The 11,044-nt window shown below is 58.8% G+C and carries 9 protein-coding genes; 7 read left to right on the top strand and 2 right to left on the bottom strand.

From position 1 onward, the window contains the following. The first annotated feature begins 40 nt into the window (after nucleotides 1-40). The 4 genes from GXX82_16230 (at nucleotide 41) to GXX82_16245 (ending at nucleotide 3,891) form a co-directional block, all read left to right on the top strand. The gene (locus GXX82_16230) at nucleotides 41-1,081 is read left to right on the top strand and encodes a solute-binding protein (protein NLT24591.1); all 1,041 of its coding nucleotides are present in this window, start codon (nucleotides 41-43) and stop codon (nucleotides 1,079-1,081) included. Next, nucleotides 1,078-1,917, top strand: coding sequence for an ABC transporter permease (locus tag GXX82_16235; GenBank protein ID NLT24592.1), 840 nt, complete (start codon nucleotides 1,078-1,080; stop codon nucleotides 1,915-1,917). Before GXX82_16230 ends, GXX82_16235 begins: the two co-directional genes overlap by 4 nt. Continuing rightward, entirely contained in the window at nucleotides 1,917-3,041 is a 1,125-nt protein-coding gene (locus GXX82_16240) for an ABC transporter ATP-binding protein (GenBank protein ID NLT24593.1), read from the top strand. Before GXX82_16235 ends, GXX82_16240 begins: the two co-directional genes overlap by 1 nt. A gap of 100 nt (nucleotides 3,042-3,141) precedes the next feature. Further along, nucleotides 3,142-3,891, top strand: coding sequence for a cytidylate kinase-like family protein (locus tag GXX82_16245; protein ID NLT24594.1), 750 nt, complete (start codon nucleotides 3,142-3,144; stop codon nucleotides 3,889-3,891). A 473-nt stretch (nucleotides 3,892-4,364) separates the two neighbouring features. Here the strand turns inward: GXX82_16245 and GXX82_16250 are convergent, their stop codons facing one another. Then, a complete protein-coding gene (locus GXX82_16250) occupies nucleotides 4,365-5,090 on the bottom strand; it encodes a glutamine amidotransferase (protein ID NLT24595.1) in 726 nt (241 codons plus the stop codon). A gap of 525 nt (nucleotides 5,091-5,615) precedes the next feature. Between GXX82_16250 and GXX82_16255 the strand changes: the two genes are divergently transcribed. Genes GXX82_16255 through GXX82_16265 form a run of 3 tightly spaced genes read left to right on the top strand, consistent with a single transcriptional unit; the run spans nucleotide 5,616 to nucleotide 8,923 of the window. Continuing rightward, nucleotides 5,616-6,041 carry a two pore domain potassium channel family protein gene (locus tag GXX82_16255; protein ID NLT24596.1) on the top strand — a complete coding sequence of 142 codons (426 nt, stop codon included), beginning with the start codon at nucleotides 5,616-5,618 and terminating at the stop codon, nucleotides 6,039-6,041. Nucleotides 6,042-6,051: 10 nt separating this feature from the next. Next, a complete protein-coding gene (locus tag GXX82_16260; protein NLT24597.1) occupies nucleotides 6,052-7,878 on the top strand; it encodes a sodium:proton exchanger in 1,827 nt (608 codons plus the stop codon). Between the two features lie 46 nt (nucleotides 7,879-7,924). Beyond that, nucleotides 7,925-8,923 carry a hypothetical protein gene (locus GXX82_16265; GenBank protein NLT24598.1) on the top strand — a complete coding sequence of 333 codons (999 nt, stop codon included), beginning with the start codon at nucleotides 7,925-7,927 and terminating at the stop codon, nucleotides 8,921-8,923. A 30-nt stretch (nucleotides 8,924-8,953) separates the two neighbouring features. Here the strand turns inward: GXX82_16265 and GXX82_16270 are convergent, their stop codons facing one another. Continuing rightward, complete coding sequence (locus tag GXX82_16270; GenBank protein NLT24599.1) at nucleotides 8,954-11,035, bottom strand: sodium:proton exchanger; 2,082 nt, start codon at nucleotides 11,033-11,035, stop codon at nucleotides 8,954-8,956. Between the last annotated feature and the right edge of the window lie 9 nt (nucleotides 11,036-11,044).

Here is an 11,044-nt window from a genome sequence, read left to right on the forward strand (position 1 = left end):
GCAATGAAAGTTTAATGAGGTCAAAAACGATAAACCTCCTATGTCTGGTCGTCCTCTCTTTCGGTGGGTCCTGAGAATAACAATCGTCTGCGTGGTCCTCGCGGTATGCTTGTGGACGATCTGGCCCTGGCTGCCTTCGCAGAAGGACAGACGTCCCAGGACGATCGTGCTCTACGGTTTTTCCATCCTTGAACCTGTGATCACGAAGGGGATATTCCCGGCTTTCCAGAAGAGGTGGTTCGAGCAGACGGGGCAGAGGGTGGAACTCATCAGCTCCTTCGGCGGGTCGGGTACCGTGACGAACCAGTTGATCATGGGGGTTCCCGCGGAGGTAGCCATCCTCTCGACGGAGCTCGACGCCCAGCGCCTTCACAAGGCAGGTGTTGTTCGCGGCGACACCTGGAAGAGGCTGCCGCATAAGGGCGTGATGAACCGCACCCCCTTCATAATACAGGTACGACCGGGCAATCCGAAGGGAATATACGATTTCCCGGACCTCACCCGGCCCGGGATACGCATCGTCCACACGGACCCGTTGACATCGGGGGCCGCCAACTGGGCCATCGTGGCCGAATATGGTGCTGCCGTGAGACGAACCGGTTCGGACCCCGACGCGGGGAGGGCCATGCTGCTTGGCATCTGGAGAAACGTGGCGGTCCAGGCAGGCAGCGGCAGGGCGGCCAGGACCCAGTTCGACAGCGGTTTTGGCGACGCCCTCATCACCTATGAACAGGACGCCATATGGAGCCGCTCCCGCGGCTCGTCACGCTTTGAGATCGTTTACCCCCGAAGCACGATCCTGAGCGAACACACGGTGGTCGTCATTGATCAGCGTGTTTCGGAAAAACAAAGGGAACTCGTCGGCGCCTTCGTTGATTTCCTCTGGAGCGAGGAAGCGCAGCGCATCTTTGTAAGGAGCGGGTTTCGCAGCGTCGATGAGAGGTTGAATTCACTCAACCCGCAGTTCGGACATATCCACGACCCCTTCTTCATCGACGATTTCGGAGGCTGGCGGAAGGCGAAGGTCACCATCATCGATGAAATGTGGAAGAATGGGGTCCTTAAGGAGTTGAAGCCATGAACCAGGGCAAGGCGTTCTACAAGAAGATCTCACACATACTCCCCGCGGGCTTTCTGGTGCTGGTCCTGCTTCCCCTGTTGCTCCTGCCCCTGGCATCGGTCTTTATCTATGCCACGCGGGGAGGCCCTGGCAATCTTGGGGCTTCCCTCATCACGACGGATGTGCTTTTCGCCCTGCGCTTCAGCCTGATCGTGGCCTTCGCCACTGCGGTGATCAACACCGTGCTCGGCACCTACGCGGCCTGGGTCCTCAGCAAGACCCGCTTCCCCGGGCGCGAACAGCTGGGGATCATACTGAATCTGCCTGTCGCCATACCCAACGTTGTCGTCGGCACATCCCTGCTGTTGCTCTGGGGGCCTATCGGACTCTTCGGACAGGTGCTGGAGCCCCTGGGGATACAGCCCATGTTCACCCCCGTGGGTGTCCTGCTGGCGCACGTGTTTGTCACGTTTCCCTACATGCTGGGAACCATCAAGCCCCTGCTGGACGATCTGGAGACGACGTACGAAGAGGCCGCGTACACCATGGGCGCCAGCCGGTGGCAGGCTTTTCTGCACGTTGTGTTTCCGGCGCTCAAGGGCGGCCTGCTCACGGGTGCCCTGCTGACCTTTGCCCACTCCCTGGGTGAGTTCGGGGCAACGGTCATGGTATCGGGGAACCTGAGACTGCGGACACAGACTGCCCCGTTGTACATCTTCTCCCAGTTCGAGAGCGGCAACATTCAGGCGGCCAATTCAGTTGCGGCCGTCCTTGCCATCCTTTCCTTCGGGCTCTTCTCCCTTATCCTTTTTCTCGCCGCGCGAACGGGCAGGAAAGGGGCTCAGCGAGGTAAATAATGTCAATTCTTATCGATCAGATCAGCAAGAGGTACGGAGATCACACCGTTGTCGATCGGGTCTCGCTGGATGTTAACGATGGGGAACTCGTTGTTCTCCTTGGATCCAGCGGCAGCGGGAAGAGCACCATTCTGCGCCTGGTGGCAGGTCTCATACTGCCCGATGAGGGACGGATCATGCTGAGCGGTGTCGATATTACCCACCTTCCTCCCCAGAGGCGCGGTCTCGGGTTTGTCTTTCAGAACTATTCGATCTTTCCCAATATGACCATCGCCGAGAACATCGAATTCGGCATGAAGATCAGAAAGGTCGCCGTCCGGGAGCGGAAGGCACGCAGCGAGCATCTGCTCGAGCTGGTAGGTCTGCCCGGGCTGGGTTCCCGGTACTCGTCGCAGTTGTCGGGGGGGCAGCAGCAAAGAGTGGCGCTGGCTCGTGCACTTGCCTACGAACCGCCGGTGCTGCTGCTCGACGAACCCCTGGGGGCCGTGGACACCAAGACCCGCATTCAGCTCCGCCAATCACTGAAGAGCATCCTGAAAGAGATCGGTGTTACCACGATGATGGTAACCCATGACCAGCAGGAGGCCTTCGAACTGGCCGATCGCGTCGCCATCATGAACAACGGGCACATTGAACAATATGGTTTCCCCGGCGATGTGTACTATAACCCCGCAACGCAGTTCACCGCCGATTTCGTCGGAGACATCAACTTTTTCGAGGGGCGCGTGACAGCTTCCACAACGGAAGAATGCGAGATCGAGCTCTTCGGGCACTGGCCGGTCCGCCGCAGGGGCCGCCATCTGTTTCAAGCGGGCCGCAACGTCCTTTACGGGGTGCGCCCGGAACAGATCCGCGTCAGCCTCCTCGAACCCGAGACTTACGAGAACGGGATAAAGGGGGTCATCGAGAAGAGCATGTTCTTCGGCGACGTGACACGCTATTCGATCCGCCTTAATGGAGGCGGTGTTCTGGACGTTCGGGTCCTCAACTACCTCTTCATCGAAGGGATGGTAATGCCTTACGAACTGAACGAAGAGGTCTGGCTCATCTGGAGCCAGGGGTCCGGCATCATTCTCGCGGACGAGACACTCCCTCAGCCGAACGGTCTTCCCCCCGCAAGTTGACAAATACAGGGTCGTGGGCTATACGTAAAACAAGGGCGGCAATCGGGATGCCCGGTGGCGTATGGGCAGCAACGAGCACTTAAGCTAAGGAGGGTCTCATATGTGGGAGAACATAACCTCTGATAAGTGTGAATCTTACATCGAACGTCATTTTGGTCAGAAAGGAAAGAGGCTTTCGGGAGAACCCTCAAAACCTGCCATAACCATCTCACGAGCTGAAGGGGCGGGTGGTCTGACGGTTTCCTCGCAACTGGCGGGTTACCTGAGAGCGAAGGTCCCCGACCACGAGGAATGGACGATCTTCGACCAGAAGCTCGTTACGAAGGTGCTCGAGGTCTTCAACCTCAAGGGACGTGTCGGGGAGTACATGAAGGAGGACCACAAAGGCACGATATCCGACGCGGTCGAGGAGTTCATCGGACTCCATCCCAGCACATGGACCCTTGTGGAGCGCACCAACGCAACAATATTGCGCCTTGCCCAGATAGGGAACTGCATCCTTGTTGGCAGGGGAGCCAACATGGTCACGCGTGACCTGCCGAATGTCTTCCATGTGCGCCTTGTCGGGTCCTTCGAGAGGAGGGTCGAGCGGGCGCGGGAGGTCTTCGGTTATGATCTCAAGACGGCGACCAATTATATAAAGAAGAAAGACCAGGGCCGCAAGCGGTACCTGAGGGACAACTTCGACGCCGACATCGACGACGCGCTCCTTTACGACATCGTCATCAACACGGACCGCGTGAGGTACGAAGAGGCGGCCCGGATAATAGGCGACGAGGTGATACGACGCTTCGACCTCGCCACCCCCGCCAAGGTGGCCATGAGCACCATAAGCCAGGCGGTTTTCTAGAGACGAGGGGACGAAGAGACTGCATCTCACGCCCGCTCGGCCCGTTGGGCCTTGCTCGAGGGCGCAGAGGTTATAGAGAAAGCACGCAGAGAAGAGACGCGGCCAGACCCCGGCTCCCGCCAGGATCTGGCCGTATTTGCATCCCGTCTGCGACGGGAGGGAAAAAGAGACTTTTGACTCCAGATGGGAGTCTGAGGGGGCAGGATAAGAAGGTGTGGGGGGGTTAAGTAGTATGGGACCTATAGGACATAGAGGACCTATGACTACGGGGGGAATGAGAGGAGATGACTTTTTCAGGATAAGGAAAAACACTATTTCTTTCTCTCCCGCCGGCACGGCGGGACGAGAAGGCCGCCGGATCTTGGGAGGCTCCGAGATCCGGCGGCAGTCTTTTCTCTCTTTTTGTCTCTCTTTGCGATCTCAGCGACCTCGAGCGAAGCGGGCGAGAGATAAAGTCTTTTCTGGGGCTTCAGCTACCGCTCTTGCCGTGCTTCGATGAGGCGGGCGAAGTTGGTCAGGACGCGGGCCGCATGAGGGGTTTCGACAACTGCCGCCAAGAGGTCCGTCACGTTCACGCCTGTCGCTTCGAGGTCCCGGGCGTCCCCGGTTATGTATGATCTCATGATATCAGCCGTATATTCCGGGTGGAACTGCACTCCCCAGGCGTTGTGGAGCCTGAAGGCGTGGTTAGGTTCATGCGAGTTGCCCGCGAGCCGGATGGCCCCCGGGGGGAGGCGAAGGACTGACTGGGAATGGGTGGCGTGGACGGGGAAGGTCTCGGGAAGGGACGCGAACAGCGGATCGTTGGCGCAGGAGGGAAGCAGGTGTACGGGGACAGTGCCGAATTCCTTCCCGGCAGGATGATAGCCGGCCTCGCCGCCCGCGGCCCTGGCGAGAAGCTGGTGACCGTAACAGATCCCCAGTAAGGGAATGCCGGCCCGGATGACAGAGGGTATCCACTTCTCCACTGTCAGGCTCCACGGGGGATCATCGGTTATCATTGAATGAGACCCTGTGACAATGATCCCGGCAGACTTTGCCGGATGGGGTAGTTCGGCGCCAGCTTCGGCGTTGACGACACGGACCTCCACCGTCGCCAGCCGCAGCCCGTCTGCGATCCAACTTTCAAAATCACCGAACCTGGCGGCTATGGCGGGATGGGTGCTGCCGACCTTTATGATGTGGAGAAGGAATGACATCGGAGAAATAGTATTCCCGCCAGGCTTTCACGTCAAGACAAAGATGGGAAGCGATGCCCTGAAGATCTGGATACGGCAGGCCCGCCGCGAAGGTGTCTGAGACCTTTTCATGATAGCAGTAGGTTAACCCCCCTGCTCAAGTAGGATGTCAACAGGGGTGAGCAGGGGGGTATCGGAGGTCCAGCGATGAACGGCCGCTGGATTATGAAACGGCTATGCCGGGGGAAGACACTGGAGGGTACACAACGCTTTCTCAGCCCTTCAGTCTTCGAACGACATCATCATAGTCCTTTTTTCTCCAACTCACTGCCGAATTGAGCGCGTCTCTTGGCGTTATATAACAGAAGATATAACGAAAAAGCAACTACAAAGACCGCATCGATACCGATGGCTGAAGGGCGGGGCATTGTCCTTGAAAAATGCCCGCGTTCCTGATAGCCTAGCGTAGATGGGCGCCATGGTCCGCGTCGTGGGGAGGCGGACGCTGGCGACGTGCCCGTGATCAGAAAAGGAGCGAGGTGGATCATGGCGAGATTTTTCATGGCCATTATTAACAACGACAGGAGCCTGTGCTATATCGTATTGTTCTTCATAGCGGTCTCCATTCTGTTTTCCGGTCTGTACTGCGTGGTGCTGCCGTTCCTTGAAGGGGTCCCGGCCATCGGGCACAGCATGCCGGACGCGGGACGCAATGTTCCCATAACGTACCTTGACTGCTACTATTTCAGCGCGACGACGCAGACCACCGTGGGCTACGGGGACATAGTGGCCGTCTCCAGGTTGGGGAAGGTGTGCTCCCTGGCGCAGTGCGTCTTCGGGTACTTCTATCTTGCCTTCTCGGCGGCCGTATTCGCCTGCAGAGGCATCATGAGGTCCCGGAAGTTCGAGGTCTTGCTACAGGCCTACAGAAGAGATGTAAAAGGGCTGAACGAGCACATTGCGAACAACTAGGACATATCCCGTGAGGCTGGCATGCCGCGTGGCCGTGCTGTCGGCTTCTTTCGTTCTCTTTTCGAAGCCCCTTTTGGCCTCCGGTGATGGCGGCGGCGGTCTTGTCACCAGTGTCGGCATAGCCATAATCGCCGCGACCGTAATGTCCTTCCTGGGCCACATGATGCGCCAGCCCCTTCTGCTCGCTTACATAGCCGCCGGCGTTCTGATCGGTCCCAACATCGGTCTAGGACTGGTCACCGACGCAAGCGATATCGAGACCATATCCCACATCGGCCTCATCCTGCTCCTTTTCCTCATAGGGCTTGAGATCGACATCAAGAAGCTGAAGGAGTCGGGCAGGTCTCTCGTTGTCACGGGTCTCTTTCAGTTCATCCTGTGCGTTCTGCTTGGACTCGGCTTCTTCTATCTTCTTGGTTTTACCGTCGGTGGCGGGAGATATGACCTCGTCTACCTTGCCGCGTGCTGTGCCCTGAGCAGCACGGCCATCGTCGTGAAGCTGCTGTACGGAAAGTTCGAGATAGACACCCTGGCGGGAAGGATCACGCTGGGCGTCCTCGTATTCCAGGACATCTGGGCCATCATCCTCCTCGGCATCCAGCCCAACCTCGCCAACCCAGAGATCCTCATGATCCTCTTCTCCTTTCTCAAAGGGGGCGTACTTGTCGTTTTTGCCTTTCTGCTCAGCAAGTATCTTCTTCCGCGCCTGTTCAGGAAGGTATCCAAGACCCCCGAGCTTGTCCTCGTGGCGTCCCTGGGCTGGTGTTTCTTCATATGCGGTCTTGCCGGGTATCTGGGTCTGTCCCTGGAAATGGGCGCCCTCATAGCGGGCATATCGATCTCGACATTTCCCTACAACCTCGATGTAATGGCGAGGGTCATCAACATCAGGGATTTCTTCGTGACCCTCTTCTTCGTCGCCCTGGGGATGCAGATACCGAACCCCATGGGGAGCCCCGGGGTTCTGGCAACAGCGGGCATAGCATCGGCGTTCCTGATCGTTTCGCGGTTCCTGGCCGTCTACCCCGTCCTGTATTCTCTCAGGAACGGGAACAGGGTCAGTCTTCTCACGTCCATCAACCTTTCACAGATCAGCGAGTTCTCCCTGGTCATAACCGCTCTGGGAATGAGGGCCGGCCATATCGGACAGGATGTCATGTCACTGGTCATCTTCGTCTTTGTCATAACCTCCGTTGTCTCGACCTACATGATCAACTACAGCGACGCCCTGCAGAAAGCCCTCGGTTTCGTCCTCGGCAGGGTGGGCTTCAGAGACATCGGTTTTCATGAAGAGGAAGAGCGGGAAGAGGCCGGCCGGGAGATAATGATACTGGGATTTCACCGGAACGCCAGTTCGCTGATAAGCGAGATCGTGGAGGCCGATGGCGGGGTGCTCTCCGAAGACACGAAGAACAGGATCATGGTCGTCGATTTCAACCCCGAGGTGCACTCGTCCCTCCGATCGCTCGGCATCAAGGTTGTATACGGTGACGTGGGCCACCTCGATACCCTCCATCACGCTGGTCTGGAGAAGGCAAGGCTTGTCATCTCGACGGTGCCGGACAGCATTCTCGTCGGTACGGACAACCTCACCTTCATCCGTCATATCAGGAGAATGAATCCCGGGGCACGGATCATCGTTACCGCGGAAAGCGTCCAGAGGGCGCTCAAGATGTACGCTGAAGGGGCGGATTATGTCTTCATGCCGAGGATACTCACGGCACGGCATCTTGTGACGATGATGGGGGAGATCCTGTCGGCCGATCCGGCACGTCTCGAGGAGATAGCCCGGGACGAGACGGAGGCGCTCGCCCGCCGCCATGAGATAGTCGGCTAGAAGGCCCGACACCGGACAGCGGGTAACGGATGGCAAAGGAGGGACCATGGATGCGGAGAAGCTGAACGTCGGCCTTTTCAGGCCGGAAGACGCGAAGGGGGTGGCGGACCTCTTCACCGAGGTCTACGGTGATGCCTACCCCGCAAAGATCGTTTACGACCCGGAGGGACTTGTCGAGGCTTGTGAGAGGCGTGACCAGATACCCGTTGTTGTCCGGACAGCGGACAGAAAGGTCGTCGGGTACAGTTCCCTGTTCCGCGCGGCGCCGGACAAAGGGGTTTATGAGAAAGGCAACGGTGCCGTCTCGCCCGCCTTCAGGAACGCGGGTATCATGGGCATGATCTTTCAGTATGTCGGCAGGACCGTACCAGGCATCGAGGGCGTCAAGGTCTTTTTCGGCGAGCCCGTCTGTAACCACGTGTACATCCAGAAAGCCGCTCTCGCGAACCTGCCCTTCGTCGAGACGGCCCTCGAGGTGGATCTCATGCCGGCGGCGGCGTACGTGAAGGAGAAGAGCGCGTCGGGCAGGGTGGCGACGGTTCTCATGTTCATAACCGTTGTCAGGAATCCCCATCTCGTCCATGTTCCCGAGGCATATGCCCCCTGGTTCGAGTACATCTATGCGGGCCTCGACGACAAACGTACCTTCGCACCTTCGGCGGATGGGCTCCCGGTATCGGAACGAACCCGGATCGATACACAGGTATATGACTCGGCCCGCGTTGCCCGCGTAACGGTCAATGACGCGGGACCTGATCTCCTGGGGGAGTTCGAGCGGGAAGAGAAGCGCGTCCTTGGTGAGGGGGTGGAGGTGGTCCAGGTATTCCTCAAGCTGTCGTGGCCATGGATCGGCCGGGTCACTGACCTTCTCAGAGACAGGGGATACTTCTTCGGCGGGGTCCTGCCGCAATGGTTTGGAGAAGACGGCTTCCTCATGCAGAAGACCGTTTCGACTCCCAACTGGAATGACATCCATGTCCATTCAGAAAGGGCGCAGCGGATATTGGGATTCGTGAGGTCCGATTGGGAGGCGACCGGTCGATAGAGAACGCGCCGCCACGGGCGCGATCAGTCCTCAGATCTTCCGCTTTTTCATCTTTTCAACGGATTCATGTGTCCCTATCACGATCAGCCTGTCCGAGGCCATGAGGCGTTCCTCGGGCCGCGGCATGGGTATGCGCTCATGGTCCCGCACGATGCCTATCACCGTAACCCCGTAGGCCTTGCGGAATTTCATCTCCGCCAGGCTGCGGCCGACATGGGCCGAGGCGTCGTCGACCTCGACCTCGGCGGTGGCGAACCCCCCCGGGCCGTGCCCGAACTCATCTTCCTTTGTCTCGTCGAGTATCTCCACCGCGTCCTTCAACGCGCCCGGCTCTCCCATCAGCACCAGGCGGTCGCCGGGAAAGAGCTGGAAATTCGGGTCCGGATCGAGATGGACCTTTCCGGCCCTGCTGACGGCGATGATGGATATGCCCGTGACGGCCCGGAGGTCCAGGTTCCTGATGAGCTGGCCCGCGATGACGGAGTCTTTCCTGAGGCGTATCTCCTCGACAGCCAGCGGCCAGTCGATGTCGTCGGGAAGGAGGTGCATCGCCTCCGTCAGGGAGTCGGCCGCTTCTTCGGAGGCGTCATCGAAAGGCCGGAGCACCACGTGGGCGCCTCTCGCGGTATAGACCCTGGCCTCCTCCTCGTCCATGGCCGTCAGGGCTATCCTGCCCTCGTAGTCTCTTTCCTGAAGGAGGTGAAGCAGGGTCAGGTTGAGGGACCTGTCTCGAACCGTGCTCACGACCCAGGCGGAACAATTGAGGGGCAGGTTGTCGAGGAACTCGGGGTCCCCCACGTCCCCGAACATGACGGGTATCTCCTGCGACCGCCATGCCGCGAGGGACTGGGGGTTGAAGTCCACCCCGGCAAGGCGTTTCCCGCGCCTGATGAGGTGCCGGGCAAGTCCGCTTCCATAGTTGCCAAGACCGATGAGAAGAAAATCGACGGTGGGTATGGCACAGGTCTCCGCGTCCAGTTGTTCGCGGTAGGGGTGTTTTTTCTCGAAGACCTTCATCGGTTTGGATAACCACCGGTAGAGGGTTCCCGAGTATATGATCATGTATGTGGACAGACAGATGGTGATGACCCCGACGAGGGTGACGAGGCTCATGGCTTCCTTGCTGAGATGCCCGAGGCTGAGTCCGAGGGCGGCAAGTATCAGGGAGAACTCGCTGATCTGTGCCACGGTAAGCCCGGCGAGGAACCCGGTGCGCCTCCGGTAGCCCATGACGCCCATGATGGCCATGACGACGAGGGGATTCCCGATGAGAACGAAGAGAGACAGATAGATCGCATTGGGTATCTGGGGCCCCACGGTGTTGAAATCAAGGCGTGCGCCGAGATCGATGAAGAAGAAAAGGAGCAGAAAGTCCCTGAGGCTGACCAAACGGGCCGCCATGGCCTCCCGGTATTGCGTCGAGGCGAGGGAAACGCCGCCGAGGAAGGCGCCGACCTCCTTGCTGAAACCGAGATAGTCTCCCGCCGCCCCCAGGAAGACTGCCCAGGTGATGGAAAAGAGAAGGAGCAATTCCTGGTTCCAGGCGAGCCGTTTCGTCAGGCCGGGAAGGACATATTTCATAAGCAATCCGATGCAGATGAGGAAACCGATCCCTTTGAGCCCCGTAAAGGCGATGCGCGAGAACGTCGCGCCGTCCGAGGCGCCTCCGCTCCCCACAGCCGTCAGGATGATCATTGCCAGGATGGCCACTATGTCCTGCACGATGAGGAACCCGACGGCAATCCTCCCGTGAAGGGCGTCGATCTCTTTCTTGTCGGAAAGGAGCTTGACGATGATGATGGTGCTGGAGAAGGTAAGGGCAACGGCCACATAGAGCGAGGCTACAGGGGAAAAACCGAGCCAGAGAGTTATGAGGAAACCGAAGAGACTGGTGAAGATCACCTGGCCGAGACCGGTCGCGAGCGCCACCGGGCCTGTCGTCCGGATAAGGGTGAGATCGAGCCTGAGTCCGACGACAAAGAGAAGGAGCGATATCCCGATCTGTGCCAGGAGCTCTATCTGCCCGTGGCTCTGGATAAGGGAAAGGCCGGCGGGACCGGCGAGAATGCCCGTCGCCAGGAAGGCGACGATAAGGGGCTGCCTCAGCAGCATCCCCACCGC

It is taken from the genome of Syntrophorhabdus sp. (assembly GCA_012719415.1).
Lineage (GTDB): Bacteria > Desulfobacterota > Syntrophorhabdia > Syntrophorhabdales > Syntrophorhabdaceae > Delta-02.